Annotated in this window: 12 protein-coding genes; 3 read left to right on the top strand and 9 right to left on the bottom strand. The window is 69.4% G+C overall.

What is annotated here, in order from left to right; genetic code table 11:
* Nucleotides 1–6: 6 nt before the first annotated feature.
* The 9 genes from AB0367_RS22825 to AB0367_RS22785 all read right to left on the bottom strand — a co-directional run bounded on the left by AB0367_RS22825 (nt 7) and on the right by AB0367_RS22785 (nt 9965).
* Nucleotides 7–1341, bottom strand: coding sequence for a diaminobutyrate--2-oxoglutarate transaminase family protein (locus AB0367_RS22825; protein ID WP_366228399.1), 1335 nt, complete (start codon nt 1339–1341; stop codon nt 7–9).
* Nucleotides 1338–3683: a carbamoyltransferase HypF gene (gene hypF / locus AB0367_RS22820; protein WP_366228398.1), complete on the bottom strand. Its 2346-nt coding sequence runs from the start codon at nt 3681–3683 to the stop codon at nt 1338–1340. The genes AB0367_RS22825 and hypF overlap by 4 nt, the downstream gene beginning before the upstream one ends.
* Nucleotides 3684–3691: 8 nt before the next feature.
* On the bottom strand, nt 3692–4717 hold the full coding sequence (gene hypE, locus AB0367_RS22815) for a hydrogenase expression/formation protein HypE (RefSeq protein ID WP_366228397.1): 1026 nt from the start codon (nt 4715–4717) through the stop codon (nt 3692–3694).
* A gap of 13 nt (nt 4718–4730) precedes the next feature.
* Nucleotides 4731–5315, bottom strand: a complete 585-nt coding sequence (locus AB0367_RS22810) for an isochorismatase family cysteine hydrolase (protein WP_366228396.1) — start codon at nt 5313–5315, stop codon at nt 4731–4733.
* A gap of 35 nt (nt 5316–5350) precedes the next feature.
* On the bottom strand, nt 5351–5926 hold the full coding sequence (locus tag AB0367_RS22805; RefSeq protein WP_366228395.1) for a GNAT family N-acetyltransferase: 576 nt from the start codon (nt 5924–5926) through the stop codon (nt 5351–5353).
* A gap of 68 nt (nt 5927–5994) precedes the next feature.
* On the bottom strand, nt 5995–6807 hold the full coding sequence (locus tag AB0367_RS22800) for a hypothetical protein (protein WP_366228394.1): 813 nt from the start codon (nt 6805–6807) through the stop codon (nt 5995–5997).
* 678 nt (nt 6808–7485) lie between these two features.
* A complete protein-coding gene (locus tag AB0367_RS22795) occupies nt 7486–8178 on the bottom strand; it encodes a phosphotransferase (protein WP_366228393.1) in 693 nt (230 codons plus the stop codon).
* A gap of 107 nt (nt 8179–8285) precedes the next feature.
* Nucleotides 8286–8906 (bottom strand): dihydrofolate reductase family protein, encoded by a 621-nt coding sequence (locus AB0367_RS22790; RefSeq protein WP_366228392.1) that lies wholly within the window; start codon nt 8904–8906, stop codon nt 8286–8288.
* A 144-nt stretch (nt 8907–9050) separates the two neighbouring features.
* Nucleotides 9051–9965, bottom strand: coding sequence for a LysR family transcriptional regulator (locus tag AB0367_RS22785; RefSeq protein WP_366228391.1), 915 nt, complete (start codon nt 9963–9965; stop codon nt 9051–9053).
* 140 nt (nt 9966–10105) lie between these two features.
* Between AB0367_RS22785 and AB0367_RS22780 the strand changes: the two genes are divergently transcribed.
* The 3 genes from AB0367_RS22780 to AB0367_RS22770 form a co-directional block, all read left to right on the top strand.
* Nucleotides 10106–11266 (top strand): LLM class flavin-dependent oxidoreductase, encoded by a 1161-nt coding sequence (locus tag AB0367_RS22780; RefSeq protein ID WP_366228390.1) that lies wholly within the window; start codon nt 10106–10108, stop codon nt 11264–11266.
* 153 nt (nt 11267–11419) lie between these two features.
* Nucleotides 11420–12625, top strand: coding sequence for a DUF1996 domain-containing protein (locus tag AB0367_RS22775; RefSeq protein WP_366228388.1), 1206 nt, complete (start codon nt 11420–11422; stop codon nt 12623–12625).
* Between the two features lie 426 nt (nt 12626–13051).
* Nucleotides 13052–16825: ThuA domain-containing protein (locus tag AB0367_RS22770; protein ID WP_366228387.1), on the top strand; the 3774-nt coding region annotated here is incomplete at its 3' end.

Below are 16825 nucleotides of genomic sequence, written 5' to 3'. Positions count from 1 at the left end.
TCCACTTCAGCCACAGTCCACAAAGGCCTTCTCCAACTTCTGGATCATCTCGTCGATCTCGCGGTCCGAGATCACCAACGGTGGCAGCAGCCGCAGCACCGCTCCGTGCCGGCCACCGCTCTCGACGATCAGACCATGTTCGAGACAGCGCCGCTTGATCGCCCGCGCCCGCTCGCCGTCGCCCGGCCGGCTGCCCAGGGCGTCGGCCGGCGCGTCGGGGTCGATCACCTCGACGCCCCACATCAGGCCGCGGCCCCGCACGTCGCCGATCTCCGGCCGGCTGCGGGCCAGCACGCGCAGCGCGGCGCCGATCCGCTCGCCATTCGTCCGGGCCTTCGTCACGAGGTCGGCGGACTTGATGACCGCCATCGTGGCGGCGCCTGCCACCATTGCGACCTGGTTGCCGCGGAAGGTGCCCGCGTGGGCGCCGGGCTGCCATACGTCGTACCGCTCGTGGTACAGCACCAACGCGAGCGGGTAACCGCCGCCGACGGCCTTCGACAGCAGCACGGCATCGGGCTCGATGCCCGCCGCCTCGAAGGCGAACATCGTGCCGGTGCGGCCGAATCCGGTCTGGATCTCGTCGAGGACCAGCGGGATGTCGAGCCTCCGGGTGATCTCGCGCAGGCCGCGCAGCCATTCGGGCGGGGCCGGCACCACGCCGCCCTCGCCCTGCACGGCCTCGACAAACACCGCGGCAGGACGGGTGATGCCGCTCTCCGGGTCGGTGAGCACCCGTTCGATGTACGCGAGGCCCGCCCGCACCCCCGCCGCACCGCCCAGTCCGAACGGGCAGCGGTAGTCGTACGGGTACGGCAGGAAATGCACGTCGGGCATGAGCGAGGCGACCGCCGTCTTCGCGACCAGGTTGCCGGTCAGGCTCAGCGCGCCCGCCGTCATGCCGTGGTAGGCGCCGTGGAAGGCGACCACGGTACGGCGGTTCGTGGCGGTCTTGAACAGCTTCACCGCGGCCTCGGTGGCGTCGGCACCTGCCGGGCCGCAGAACTGCACCTTGGCCGTGGCCGCGAAGGCCGGCGGAAGCTGGTCGTACAGCGTGCGCAGGAACTCGTACTTGGCCGGCGTGGTCAGGTCGAGCGCCTGCTGGATCTGGCCTGACGCGAGGAACTGCTGCACCCGCTCGGTGACCACCGGGTGGTTGTGCCCGAGCGCGAGGGTGCCCGCCACCGACAGGCAGTCGAGGTACTCGCGACCCTCAGTGTCGTGTACCCGGGCCAGGTTGCCGTACTGCAGAACACGATCGACCGAGCGCGCGTAGGTGCGGGCGCTGGACTCGCGGCTGCGCACGAACGCGTACGCCTCGTCGGCGGTGGTGGCGGTCATGGCCGTTGCCTCCCCGCGGCACGTACGGCGTCGGCCACCATGACCTGGCCGAGCGCGATGCCGCCGTCGTTGGTGGGAACCTGGCGGTGACAGCGCACGTCGAAACCGTCGGCCCGCAGCGTGGTCATGCAGTTGACGAGCAGGAACTCGTTGAGGAAGACGCCGCCTGACAGCACGACCTGGTTGACCCCGGCCTCCTCACGCAGCACCAGGCACCGCTTGCGCACGGCCGCCACGACCGCACTGTGGAACCGGCGGCTGATGGTGACCAGGTCGACCCCGGCGGCCAGATCGGCCGCGACCGCCCGGACCACCGGCCGCGGGTCCATTTGCAGCACCTCGCCCCACAGGTCGAACGCGAACCGGTAGCCGGGTTCGGCCCTCATGTCGCGCCCCAGCAGTCCCTCCAGCTCGATCGGGCCCTGCGCCTCGTACTCGGCACGGCCACACACCCCGACGAGTGCCGCGATGCCGTCGAACAGCCGGCCCATGCTCGACACCAGCGGGGCGTTGACGCCGCGGCGGGCCATCGTCGTGTACACGTGCCGCTCGTCGGACGTGAGCACCGACAGTGCCGGGAAGGCCTCGACGGCGTACTCGGACGCGCCGAACGCGTCGAGCGCGAGCGCGAACCCGGCGCGGATCGGCTCGCGTACCGCGCGGTCGCCGCCGATCAGCGGCAGTGGGCGAAGGTGCGTGACCCGCTCGACCCCGGCGAAGTCGCCGAGCAGGAACTCGCCGCCCCAGATCGTGCCGTCGGTGCCGTACCCCGCGCCGTCGAAGATCACCCCGAGGGTGGTACCGGTGAGCTGGTGCTCGGCCATGCACGAGGCCATGTGCGCGTGGTGGTGCTGCACATACACGGTCTGTGCGGGGTCGCTCCCCACCCCGCCGCCGGCGCGCGTCGAGCGGAACTGCGGGTGCATGTCGTACACGCCGAACTCGGGCGTCCGCTCGTACAAGGCCGCCAGGTGCTCGGCGGTGCGGCGATGCGAGGCGTAGGTCTCGTCGTTCTTCAGGTCGCCGATGTGCTGGCTGACGAACACCTGGCTGCCGGCCGCCACCGCGACGGTGGTCTTGAGCTCCGCGCCGTAGGCGACGCAGGTGGCCACCTCACGACCCACGTTCACCGGGTACGGCGCATACCCGCGTGCCCGGCGGATGAACGTGAACAGCGGTTCCTCGAGGCCCGGATGCTCCGAGAGCCGGACCACCGAGTCGTCGACACGGATCTCGATATCGCGGTCGTGGTACAGGATGACGTCGGCGACCGCGAACAGCTGCGCGAGCGCGTCCTCGTTGCGGTACGCGATCGGATACCCGGAGATGTTGCCGCTGGTCATCACCAGCGTCTCCAGCCCCGGCTCATCGAGCAGCAGGTGGTGGTGGGGCGCCGACGGCAGCATCACACCCAGGTTCGGGTTGCGCGGCGCGACGGCTTCCGGGAGTACACCCTCATGCTTGCGGGCCAGCAGAATCGGACGTGCGGGCGAGCTCAGCACCGCACGTTCGGAGTCCGACAGCCGCACCAGGCGCTCGGCGGTCGCCATGTCCCGCGCCATCACCGCGAACGGCTTCGAATCGCGCCGCTTGCGCTTGCGCAGCAGCGCCACCGCGTCGGCGTTCGTGGCGTCGACGGCCAGGTGGAAGCCGCCGACACTCTTGATCGCCGCGATCGCACCGTCGGCGAGCGCCTGCGCGCACCGGCGCAGAGCCTGTTCGCCCGTCAGGGACTCACCGGCCGCGTCGGTCAGTGTCAGCTGCGGCCCGCAGACCGCGCACGCGTTCGGCTGTGCGTGGTAGCGGCGGTCGGCCGGGTCGTCGTACTCGCGCTGGCAGTCCGGACACATGGTGAACGCGACCATCGTGGTCTGCGCCCGGTCGTACGGCAGAGCGCGCACGATCGAGTACCTCGGGCCGCAGTTGGTGCAGTTGATGAACGGGTACCGGTGGCGACGGTCGGACGGGTCGCGCAGTTCGCGCTGGCAGTCGGCACACACGTGGGTGTCGGCCGGCACGAGGGCCGACCGTCGGCCCTCGTGTCCACTCTGGACAATGGTGAACGCGGCCGGGACATCGGCGCCGGCGGGTGCCCGATGCAGCACCCGCACGTCATCGACGCGCGCCAGTTCGGGCGCCGCGGCCTTGAGGTCGCGCGCGAAGCGCTCCAGTGCCGGGCCGGCGCCGACGACCTCGGTCAGCACACCCTCGGGGTCGTTGCGCACCCAGCCGGTCAGCGCGCATTCGTGCGCCAGCCGGTAGACGAACGGCCGGTAGCCCACGCCCTGGACGACGCCGACGACCCGGATCGTCCACCGTTCGGCGACGGTGTTCTGATGCACGACGTCTCCTAGCACAGCCGGGGCAGCTCGGCGCCGAGCAGCTCCTCCAGCACCGACTCGCGCCCGTCCGCGTCGCGCAGCACGACGTCGGACCCCGGCCGGTCGGTGACCTCACCGATCACGACCGCATGCGGGCCGTACTTGTGCGCGTGCAGGGCGGCCAGCACGTCGGACTCCGCGGCCGGGTCGACGAACAGCGCCAGGCACCCTTCGTTGGCCGAGTGGACCGGGTTGATGCCGAGCATGTCGGCCGCCATCGCGGTCTCGTGCTGGATCGGCAGGCTCGGCGTGTCCACGCCGATCACCCGGCCGACCCGTGCCGCGTACTCGTGCAGGACCGCCGAGAGCCCGCCGCGGGTGACGTCGCGCATCGAGTGCACGGTCCCGGCGGGTGCCTTGGTGAGGACGTCGTCGATCATGCCGTTCAGGGGGGCGCAGTCGCTGTGCACCCGTGTCTCGAAGCCCAGCCCCTCGCGGATCGACAGCAGGTGGACCGTGTGGTTGCCGATCGGCCCGCTGAGGATCACCTTGTCGCCGGCGCGCACGTCGGCCATGCGCAGCGGCTCGCGGCGGTAGAAGCCGACTCCGGCGGTGTTGATGTAGATCTGGTCGGCCTCCCCGGCGCGCACGACCTTGGTGTCGCCGCAGACGATCTGCACGCCCGCCTCGCGCGCGGTCTCCCGCACCGACGTCATGGCCCGTAGCAGCTTCTCGATGGGCAGGCCGGTCTCCAGGATCAGCCCGAGCGTCAGGTACCGCGGCGTCGAGCCGGCGACGGCCAGGTCGTTGACCGTGCCGCAAACCGCGATCTTGCCGATGTCGCCGTTGCCGAAGAACGGCGGGTCGGCCACGAAACTGTCGGTCGTCATGGCGATGCGGGGAGAGTCGACAGTCAGGGTGGCGCTGTCCTCCATCTCCCCGACGTACACGTCGCCGAGGGTCTGGGCGATCAGGTGGACCAGCTCCTGGCTCAGCAGCGCGCCGGTGCCGTGGTCGAGAACGATCTGTCCGTCAGTTGCCGTGCTGGTGCTCATGCGGGATCACCTTTCAGGGGGTCTTGATCACCTTGCGCGGCAGTTCGCCCTGCGCGTCGAGGGTCTCGAACAGCTCCTGCGATGTGGAGACCGTCGCGCAGTAGCCGGCCAGCCACTCCAGGGCGCGGTCGCGGTCCTCCGGCCGGGCGGAGACGACGCAGTCGGCCGGGACCCAGATGTTGTACCCCCGGAAGAACGCGTCGGCGGCGGTGGTCTGTACGCAGATCTGGGTCTGCATGCCGGTGATGACCACCGTGTCGACGCCGAGGCTCTGCAGCCGATCATGCAGGTCGGTCTCGTAGAACCCGCTGTCCTTGCTCTTCTCCAGCACGACGTCGTCGGGCGCGAGGAACTCCTCGATGATCTGCGCACCACGGCTGCCTTGCTGCACCGGCAGGTGGCCCTCGTAGCGCTCGGCGTTCGGGTCGTCGGGCCGGTTGATCAGTTGCAGGTGGAAGACGTGGTGGCCACGGCGGCGCACGCCGTCGAGGAAGGCGGTGAAGTGCGGAGTCGCGGCGGCCACTGCGGCCACCCGCTCAGGGTTCTTCTCGACCAGCTCGTACTGCAGGTCGTTGGTGAGCACGGCGATCTTCGACACAGAAAGCTCCTATGTGGACGCGACGGTGGACGTGATCAGCGTGCGACAGCGACGGCCGGCGCCTCGTGCACCCAGCTGCCGGTCCGCTCGAAGTGCTCGAGCAGCTCGCGGCACCGCGCGTACATGAAGAACCCCGTGACCGGGTTGCCGTCGTTACGCGCGTAGTCGGGCAGCCGCCCGTACTCGTTGAAACCGATACGCCGCCACAGGGCGACCGGGCCGTCGTCGCGCACCTCGAGGGTCACGACGGCGCAGCCCATCTCTACCGCCTTGCGCAGCGCGTGCTCCCAGCCCTCGATCAGGAACTGCCCGCGGTAGTCCGGGTGGACCACGCACCGGCGCATCTCGACGACGTGACGCCGCGCCGGCAACGGCGCCCGCGCGAGGGTGACCATGCCGACCATGCGGCCCTCGTCGTTGCGAACCGCGAGCAGCTGCACAGTGCCACGGCGAAGGTCGGCGTCGAACGCGCGGAGCAGGTTGAGCCCCTTGCCACGGTCGAGGGGCTCGAAGAAGCCCAGGGTCCGTTCACGAACGGCGACGGCGTTCATCATGTCGAGCATTTCCAGCATGTCGTCTTCGGAAAGCTCGGTCGGCCAGGTGTACTGCATGGTGCCTCCAACAGCGGTCGACAGGGTGCGGCCGGGACGACGGCGGTCGCCCCGGCCACCGGTGAACGTCAGACGAGCGAGGCGACGGTCTCGAGATTCGTCGTCACCGCCGCGGCCGGCGCCGCCTGGGCGATCGCCGATGCGTCGGCCTGGTCGGCGGCCTGCTGCCGCAGCACGGTCGCGGTGTACACCTCGACGAAGTACGAGACGAACAGCGCGTTGATCTTGATGAGGTGCTCGACGAGCTTCTCCTCCTCCTCGGGCGTCTTGATCACCCGCATGATCATGTTCCAGACCATGTCGGTGTGGTCGTCGTCCTCGTCGAGGGCGAGGTGCGCGCGGGCACCCTTGGTCTTGTCGGCGCCGACGTGCGGCTCCATCGCGTTGAGCCAGTCGGGCTGCGTCTTGCTGGCGATGTACTCGAGGTAGAAGCCGCTGATCATGGACGCGAGCGGACCCTCGGTGGCCAAGGTGTAGTAGAAGTATCCATTGAGGATCTCGGTGGCGAAGGTCGGCTTCGTGCCGTAGATGTCGGCGTCGCTCATGCCGACCTTGTGCAGGTCACCGGCGAACATCCGGTCGTGGCGACCCTCCTCGGCACCGTAGAGGCCCCACTCCTTGCACAGTTGCGGGTCACGGGTGGCCCAGTAGTTGGCGATCAGCGGGTCGACCGCGCGCTTCAGGGCGATGCGCAGGATCGTCTCGACGTTGTGACGCTTGTACAGCTCCATCGAGAACGCGTTGACGTCGAGCATGCCCTTGGCGCCCTGCATCTTGGCGTAGAAGTCCTGCTCGAACTTGATCAGCAGGTCATCGACGCGCTTGCGCAGCTCGGGGCGCTGCAGGTTCGAGTACGTGTTGTACGACTGGCTTCGAGGCATGACCTTCCCATCCCAGAACGTTGTCGGGCACGGCCTGATCCGTGCACACCTAACCAGGGTGCGGCGAGACACGGCATTCCCTTGGCCGGGAAAACCACCGTGATTATCGGATGAATTCGTCGGGCAAATACAAACGTTTGACATTGACGAATTGACTGACCGAGGGACGCAGACCTTCATCGCGAATGCAATTCGCAGGCCAACTGTAGGTAGCACTTTTGATCGACATCAATGATGAATCCGTGTGACCCACGTCACATTGTGACGCCGACCCGCGGCCGTGACGCCGTCGACATCACGGCAGGGCTGGCAGCTTGCGGCGCGGATGGTAACGGATCGATACGAACATCGCCACCCACCACCCCCCGATATCCCCGCTCCGGTGACGCAACGGCAGATCGCGCGGTGCACGATTCTCAAAAACTCTCGAATCCGCTTGACAGTAGCGATCGATCTCGAAAATCATCGCCAGTTGCCGCGTGCGTGCGAATTCCCCCGAACGTCAAGTGCGGAGGCTTTTGGTATAGATGATCATAACTTCAATGATCCATGAGTGCCGCGAGATCCCGGCGCCCATCGCGCGGGGTCAAGCTCCGTAAGCGGACTCGTGGCGGGCGGCGCCCTTCGCTGCGTGTGCGGGCGGATGCCGGGCGGAGAGCGGCTCCGCCCGGCACGCGTTCACGACTCGCCGGCGAGAGCCGACCGGTAGGCCTCGTGCTGCTCGCGCAGGTAGGCGATGTCCTTCAGGTAGTGGTCGAGGTGTCCTTCGGCGATGTGCCGCGCGAAGTTCTCGTCCCCGTCGGCGGCCGCGGCCCGCATCAAGTCGGTGTGTGCGCTCAGCCGGGGCACGACCTGATCGATCGCGGCGACCCGCAGCGCGGGGCCGGCACCATACGCGTCCAGGAAGAGCCGCGACCGAACCGCCTGGCGCCGGGTCACGTCCTCGACGGATTCGCCGTCTCCCGGGCGGCTGAGGGGAGCGAACCGGTACAAGGCGAGGGCCAGGTCCCACGCGCGTGGACCGGGGGCCGCCGTGTCGAAGTCGATGATTCCCATGACCCGCTCGCCCTGATAGACGCAATTGTAGGGAGCGAGGTCGTTGTGGCAGATGACCTCGACCGGTTCGCGGGCGGCCCACTGCCAGCCGTCGAGCCACCGGCCGGCGACGTCCGCGGTGGCCGCGTGGAAGTCGCGCACCAGGCGGCCGGCGCCGGCCAGCGCCGCGTCACTGGCCACCGCCGACGTCCAGGGATAGTGGCCGACTTCGCCGTCGAGGTATCCGAAGATGTCACGTCCCCGCTCGTCGCTGCCGAATGAACGGGGAGCGCCGGTGAAGCCGGCCTTCTGCAGATGCGTGAGGAGCTGGTGCATCCGCGGGCTCCATGGCTGCGGCGGCCGGCGCACGGTCTCACCCACGCGGACCACCCGGTTGATCCCTCCGCCGGCCAACTCCTGCTCGTCCCTTGCAGCATCATTCGTCAACCGCTTTGCCCCTCGGGCACCCGGTCTTTGACCTCGTCGTAGCCAACCGGGGCGGGCGCCTCGGCCGGCGCGTAGATCACCCGGATCACGCCCGTCGGAAACGTCTCCGTCGCCGTCACCTTCAGGTGGTACGGCGCGTCGCCGTCGTCGAACAGCCTGCGGCCCTTGCGCGCCGCCACCGGATGCACCAGCAGGCGCAGCTCATCGATCAGTCTCGCGGCCAGCAGCTGCTGCACCACGGAGATCGAGCCGGGGATGAGGATGCCTTTGATGCCGGCATCGGCCTTGAGCGCGGCGACGGCCTCGACGAGGTCGCCCCCGATCAGCTCGGAGTTGCGCCAGGAGAATTCCAGCGGCTGGCGCGAGACGACCACCTTCCGCATGTCCCCGAGCTGCTTGGCGAACGACGCGTCGTCGCCACCAGCCGCCTCGCGGCCGGGCCACGCTCCGGCGAAGCTGTCGTAGGTCTCACGGCCGATGAGCAGCACGTCGGCCGTGTCGTAGTCCTCGCCGACGGCGCGGCCCATGTTCTCGTCGAAATACGGGAAGTGCCAGTCGGGGTCAACCTCGGCCACACCATCAGCCGAGACGAACAGCGTGGAGATGACCTTTGCCATTGCGGTGATCCCTTCGAGTGGCATCGATAGATGGTCGGCGCACCCGCACCCATTCCCCGACCATGGAGTCTATCCTCGGCAGCGATCGCGGGGACGCTCACCGGCCAGATCGACGCTGCCGATCCGGGGCTCGCCGGCCCCGGCTCAGGCGGTGCGGTCGCGCAGCGGCCGGCTGGCCCGCTCGCGCAGCAGTGCCAGCACCTCGCGCACGGCCGGTGGCACCCGGGTCTGCCGGCGGTGCAGCGCCGCCATCGTCACGAGGGTGCTGTCACCGGCGAGGGGTCTCGTCACGATCAGGCCGGCCCGCTCGAGCGGGTCGCCGAGCACGCTGTAGTCGGGCAGGACGGTGAGCCCGATGCCCTCGGCGACCATCATCTTGCCCATCTCGGCGCCGTCTGTGGAGTGCCATTCGGCGGGCAGGTCGGAGCCGAAGAGCCGATGCGCGAAGCGGTACATGAGATAGCCCGACCGCATCGCGACGAACCGCTCAGCGCGCAGGTCGTCGGCGGAGACCTCGGACTGGGCGGTGAGGGGGTGCCCGGCCGGCAACACCACCGCCGGGCGGCCCACGAGCAGCGGGGTCGGCTCGAGGCCGGGCGGCACGTCGTCGCCGTCGAGCAGGTTCACCAGGCCGAGGTCGAGGGTGCCGTCGAGCAGCGACGTGTGGATCTCGTCCTGTTGCACGTTGCGCACCTCGACCGCCGCGCGGCGGTGGGTCGCCTGGAAGGCACGCACGGCCGGCAGGACGAGCGAGGCGGTGCCGGCGTTGACGGTGCCGATGCGCAGCAGCCGCCGTGTGGCCAGCTGGTCGCCGGCGGCGGCCTTAAGCCGGTCGACGGACTCCAGCACGTCGACGATCGGCTGCAGCAGCTCACGGCCGGCGAGGCTGATCCGAGCTCCGGAGCGGTGCCGCTCCAGCAGCGTCACGCCGAGCTCCGACTCCAGCTTGCGGATGGCCTCGCTGAGGGCCGGCTGCGAGACGTGCAGCTGCTCGCTGGCACGGCGCAGCGAGCCGTAGCGGGTCACGGCGGCGAGGTACTCGAGCTGTTCGATGCGCACGGCGTACTCCGGTGATCGGTGACGGCTTTCAGGGGATCGACAACGCCTTCCGGGCAAGGTCTTGCGCGGCAATAACCTACTAACCCTATAGTTTTTACCAACATACCTCCAGTGCCCCGCCCCCAACCAGGACAGGTGTGATGACCGACCTCAAGTTCCACTGGTTCCTGCCCACCAACGGCGGCGACGGCCGGCAGGTCGTCGGCGGCGGCCACGGCACCCCCGCCGGCAACGGCGGGCGCCCCGCCTCCGTGGCCTACCTCGGGCAGATCGCACGCTCGGCCGAGCAGCTCGGCTTCGAGGCCGCACTGACCCCCACCGGCGCCTGGTGCGAGGACGCCTGGATCACCACCGCGATGCTGGCCGGCGTCTCCGAGCGGCTGAAGTTCCTCGTCGCGTTCCGGCCCGGCCTCACCTCGCCGTTGCTCGCCGCGCAGATGGCCGGCACCTTCCAGAACCTCTCCGGCGGCCGGCTGCTGCTCAACGTCGTCACCGGCGGCGAGAGCCACGAGCAGCGCATGTACGGCGACTATCTGGACAAGGACGCCCGCTACGCCCGCTGCGGGGAGTTCCTGCAGATCGTGCGGGACCTGTGGACGGGCCGGCCGGTGACCGTGGAGGGCCGCCACTTCGCGCTCTCCGACGCGGTCCTGGCCCAGGTGCCCGACCCGCTGCCGCTGCTCTACTTCGGCGGGTCGTCGCCCGCGGCGCTCGACGTCGCGGCCCGGCACACCGACGTCTACCTGACCTGGGGCGAGCCCCCGGCCGCCGTCGCCGAGAAGGTCCGCCGGGTGCGCGAGCTGGCCGAACGGGAAGGCCGGACGCTCGCCTTCGGCCTGCGGGTGCACACCATCGCCCGCGACACGGCGCAGGAGGCGTGGGCAGAGGCCGACCGGCTGCTTGCCGGCATCTCCGAGGAGCAGATCCGCCACGTCCAGGCCGGGCTGCGCCGCAGCGAGTCCGAGGGCCAGCGGCGGATGCTCGCCCTCAACGGGGGCACCAAGGACGGCCTGGAGGTGTACCCCAACCTGTGGGCCGGCGTCGGCCTGGTCCGCGGCGGCGCCGGCACCGCCCTCGTCGGCAGCCACGAGCAGATCGCCGATCTCATCGAGGAGTACGTGGCCGCGGGAATCTCGGAGCTGGTGCTCTCCGGCTACCCGCACCTGGAGGAGGCCTACCGGTTCGGGGAGGGCGTGCTGCCGGAGCTTGCCCGGCGTGGCCTCTGGCGGCACCCCGCACCCGGCCGGTCGCCGGCGTCAACCGTCCCGTTCGGGGCGGTGTCCCGCAAGGAGGACGCGTGAGCACCGTCGCGGACGCCAAAACTGTTGGCAGGCAGTGGTCCACGTTAAGGAAGGTTTAGAGACCTGTCCGATACGGGGCGGGGGTGCCTACCATACCGGCGGCCGTGGCCGCCCGGCCGCGCGCGTCGTGTCGTGCTCGTTGGGGAGAGACCCGTGTCGTATACCGCGCTCCGTGAACCCGACGCCGGCCCGCCGCCGTCGCGTCCCGGTCTCCTGGGGCGACTCGTCCGGGACAAGCGGAGCATCGCCGTCGTCGTGATCGTCGGCGCGGCCGTGTATCTGACCGGCTGTGCCGCCGAGCCCGAGCCGTCGAACGCCACCAACGCCGCCGCCAACGCCACCGCGTACACCTCGCCGCCGGGCGCGCCGGCCGCGGAGTCGTCCGGCACGTCGCTGTCCGCTCTCGGCTCCGCGACACCGTCGGCCTCCACACCACCTTCGGCCTCGGCCTCGGCCCCGCCGAAGGTTCCCGCGACCGGCTGGGTCGCGGTCGACCACGCGGCCTGGAAGGCGCAGGTCGACGCGTACCAGGCGTTGAAGACCGATCCCGTCCCGGCCGGTGTGGGCAACCTCCCGGAGTTCCGGGCCGACTGCCAGTACAGCCACTCGCTGGCGGACGACCCGATCGTCGCCCCCGGCCTCCCGGGCGCCTCGCACATGCACTCCTTCGTCGGCAACAAAGCCGTCAACGCCAGCACCACGGCCGCGGATCTGACGAAGTTCACGGCCACCACCTGCAAGCCGGTCCAGGACCACTCCGCCTACTGGGTGCCGACGCTCTACGACAACGCGACCGGCAAACCGGTCGAGACCACGGGCTTCCGGGTCTACTACCGCTCGCTCACGAACACCTCGACCGGCCAGATGCCAATGCCCAGCGGCCTGCGCATGATCAGCGGCGACGCCAAGAAGAAGCAGCCGACGCCGCGCGGCGCGAGGGGTCAGTTCTACTGCGCCTTCTACGGCCCCGGCGACCTCGACGGCGTTGCCCGCAGCACCAACGAGAACTGGCCCATCTGCGGGGGTAACGCCACGCTGCACTTCATGCTGCAGTTCCCGGACTGCTGGGACGGCGAGCACCTGGACAGCCCCAACCACAAGGATCACGTGGCGTACGGCACCGGCAACGCCTGCCCGGCCAGCCACCCGGTGAAGATCCCGGCGATCACCTTCGACATCCAGTACGGGGCCAAGGGCACCCCGGAGGGCTACTACCTCTCCTCCGACAAGGAGGGCAAGAGCGCCTCGTCGATGCACGGCGACGCGTTCGTGATGTGGGACGTCGACACCATGAACAAGCGCACCAAGGAGTGCGTCCTGCAGCGCAGGACCTGTGACAACAACGGCTACCAGAAGTAGCCCGACCGCGACCCGGACCCAGGGGCCGGACCAGCGCCTGTGCTGGTCCGGCCCCTGGGGTGTCCCTGGCCGGGCTCTGGCCGCCGGCGAGCCGGCGTCTGCGCGCAGACCGCGCGATCGAGACATGGAGAGTCTTCACAACGTCGGGTTGAGTCTGCTTAACTGTCCGCACCCCGGTGAGAGAGCGCTCTCTCACACCACCCACCAAGGTGGAGGGAGGCTACCGCACGCACACCCTTCGATAGACCCGCTTGACGAACCACCTGGACAGACCCGGTCGTCGCCGCTAACGGCGACCGGCACACCGACCCCGCGCAGCCTTCGGCGAGGCGCCGGGAGTCGAACACACCCCACCGACCGCAATCGCGGTGTAGACGTGATCGGCGCACGTCTTCGGCAACCTTCAACGAGAGGTGCAAACCGATCATGTTTCGCAGAGTGCTGCTCTGCGTCGCCATCGTGCTGGCCGGAGTCGGCGTCAACGTCGCCCCGGCGTTCGCCGCCGACTACGCGGTGCTGATCTTCAGCAAGACCGCGGGTTTCCGGCACGACTCGATCCCGGCGGGCATCGCCGCGATCCAGCAGCTCGGGACGCAGAACAACTTCACGGTCGAGGCGACCGAGGACGCCGGCCAGTTCACCGACGCCAACCTGGCGAGGTTCAAAGCGGTGATCTGGCTGTCCACCACCGGTGACGTGCTCGACGCGAACCAGCAGGCCGCGTTCGAGCGCTACATCCGGGCCGGCGGCGGCTACGTCGGCGTACACGCCGCGGCCGACACCGAGTACGACTGGGCGTGGTACGGCAACCTGGTGGGTGCCTACTTCGCCAGCCACCCGGCGATCCAGCCGGTCAAGGTACGCGTCGAGGACACGGTCCACCCGTCCACGGCCGGCCTGCCGGCCAACTGGAACCGGACCGACGAGCTGTACAACTACCGCACGAACCCCCGCGCGACGACGCACGTGCTGGCCAACCTGGACGAGTCGACGTACACCGGCGGCAGCATGGGCGCCGACCACCCGATCTCCTGGTGCCGCGCCTACGACGGCGGACGCTCGTGGTACACCGGCCTCGGACACACCCAGGAGAGCTACACCGAGGCCAACTTCCGCACGCACCTGCTCGGCGGCATCAAGTACGCGGCCCAGGGCACGGGCAACTGCACGGTGGGCGGGACCAACCCGCCGCCCGCCGGCACGTTCAGCCAGGTGACCCTGGCCAAGGGCGTGGCCGAGACCGGTGAGCCGATGGGTCTGACCGTGCTGCCGAACCGGGGTGTGCTGCACACCGCGCGGGACGGCGTCGTCCGGTACACCGACGTCAACGGCAACACGAAGGTCGCCTTGACGCTGCAGGTCTACAACCACGACGAGGAGGGTCTGCAGAGCATCAAGGCCGACCCGAACTTCGCCAGCAACCGGTGGGTGTACGTCTACTACGCTCCCCCGCTCAACACGCCGGGCGGCGATTCTCCGACGACCGGTACGGCGGCGCAGTTCGCCCCGTTCAACGGCAGCAACAAGCTGGCCCGGTTCACTGTGCGGGACGACTACACGATCGACCCGGCCTCGCTGGTGACGATCCTCGACGTGCCGACCAGCCGGGGGCAGTGCTGCCACGTCGGTGGTGACATCGACTTCGACGCGGCCGGCAACCTCTACCTGTCCACCGGTGACGACACCAACCCGTTCGACTCGGCCGGTTCCGCGCCGATCGACGAGCGGCCCGACCGCAACCCGGCGTTCGACGCGCAGCGCACCGCGGGCAACAGCAACGACCTGCGCGGCAAGGTGCTGCGCATCAAGCCCTCGGCGACAGGTGGCTACACCATCCCGGCCGGCAACATGTTCGCCCCGGGCACGGCGAAGACCCGGCCCGAGATCTACGCCATGGGCTTCCGCAACCCGTTCCGGATGAGCGTGGACAAGGCCACCGGGGTCGTCTACCTCGGCGACTACGGCCCCGACGCGGGCACCGCCGACCCGCAGCGCGGACCCGCCGGCACCGTCTCCTTCGAGCGGATCACCCAGCCGGGCTTCTTCGGCTGGCCGTACTGCTCCAACTACAACACGCCCTACCAGAAGTACACGTTCCCCAACGGGCCGTCGGCCGGTCCGTTCAACTGTGCCGGTGGTCCGACGAACAACTCGCCGAACAACACGGGTATCACCAACCTGCCGCCATCCCAGGCCGCCTGGCTGCCGTACGGTGGCGCGGGTCCCTGGCGTCCCGAGTTGGGCGGCGGCGGGCCGATGGGGGGTCCGGTCTACAACTACAACCCGACGCTGGTCTCCGATGTGAAATTCCCGGCCTCCTACGACGGGAAGGTCTTCCTCGGCGAGTTCACCAGTCGTTGGATCAAGACGGCCACCGTGACGAGCACCGGCGCGGCCGGCGCGATCGACTCGTTCCCGTGGTCCGGAACCGCGATCATGGACATGGAGTTCGGACCGGACGGCGCCCTGTACGTGCTCGACTACGGCACCACCTGGTTCGGCGGCGACGCCAACTCGGCCCTCTACCGTATCGAGTACAACAACGGTGGCAACCGGGCACCGATCGCCCAGATCAGCGCCACCCCGTCGACCGGCGCGGCGCCGCTGACCGTGCAATTCAGCTCGGCCGGCAGCTCCGACCCGGACGGCGACCCGATCACGTACGCCTGGGACTTCACCACCGACGGCATCACCGACTCCACGGCGGCCAACCCGACGTTCACCTACCCGGCGAACGGCGAGTACACCGCGACGCTGACGGTACGGGACAGCGGCGGCAAGATCTCGACGGCCAGTACCACCATCGGGGTCGGCCGGCCGTCGGTCCAGGTCATCACCCCGGCCGACGGATCGGTGTTCAAGTTCGGCGACCTGGTGCCGTTCGAGGTGCGGGTCACCGACCCGAACGTCGGCGCCGTCGACTGCAACCGGGTCGTGGTCAACTACGTCCTCGGCCACGACAGTCACGGTCACCCGATCACCAGTAAGAACGGCTGCACCGGGACGATCCAGACCACAGTGGACGGTGAGCACGACTCGTCCGCGAACGTCTTCGGCGTGATCGCCGCGGTGTACACCCCGCCGACCGGGACCGCGGTGCAGGAGCAGCGCGTGCTCCAGCCGCGAACCCGCCAGGCCGAGCACTACGGATCGATGAACGGCGTCCAGATCGCCGCCAAGCCCAGCGCGCACGGTGGCAACGCCGTCGGGTACATCGAGAATGGCGACTGGATCTCCTTCAACCCGTACAACCTGACGGGCGTCACCGGCTTCTCCGCGCGGGTCGCCTCGGCCGGCATCGGTGGCACGATCACCGTGCGGGTCGACTCGCCGACCGGCCCGGCCGTGTCGACGGTGCAGGTCAACCCGACCGGCGGGTGGGAGACGTGGGTCGATGTGACCGGCACGGTGACCCCGCCGTCCGGCACGCACCAGCTGTACCTGGTGTTCACCGGCGGTACCACCGGATCGCTGTTCGACATCGACGACTTCACGTTCACCTCGGGCACCACGACGCCCCCGCCGGCGTCGGGGAACCTGGCGCTGAACCGCCCGGCGACCGCGTCGAGCACGCAAGGGGCCGAGTTCCCGGCGTCGGCGGCGGTGGACGGTTCGGCGACGACGCGGTGGTCCAGCGCGTTCGCCGATCCACAGTGGATTCAGGTCGACCTCGGCCAGTCGTACGCGATCGACCGGGTGAAACTGACCTGGGAGGCCGCGTACGGTAAGGCGTACCAGATCCAGACGTCAGCGGACGGGACGAACTGGACCACGGTCCGTTCGGTGACGAACGGTACCGGCGGGGTGAACGACAACACCGCGCTGGGCGCCACCGGCCGCTACGTCCGCATCTACGGCACCACCCGCGCCACGGCGTACGGCTACTCGCTGTACGAGTTCGAGGTCTACGGCGCGAACACCACGACGCCCCCGCCCCCGACGGGGAACCTGGCGCTGAACCGCCCGGCGACCGCGTCGAGCACGGAGGCGGCCGCCTATCCGGCATCGGCGGCGGTGGACGGCTCGGCCACGACACGTTGGGCGAGCGCGTTCGCCGATCCACAGTGGATCCAGGTCGACCTCGGCCAGTCGTACGCGATCAATCGGGTGAAACTGACCTGGGAGGCCGCGTACGGTAAGGCGTACCAGATCCAGACGTCAGCGGACGGGACGAACTGGACCACGGTCCGTTCGGTGACG

It is taken from the genome of Dactylosporangium sp. NPDC051484, assembly GCF_040689395.1.
GTDB lineage: Bacteria > Actinomycetota > Actinomycetes > Mycobacteriales > Micromonosporaceae > Dactylosporangium.
This window is presented reverse-complemented; position numbering and strand designations above follow the sequence as displayed.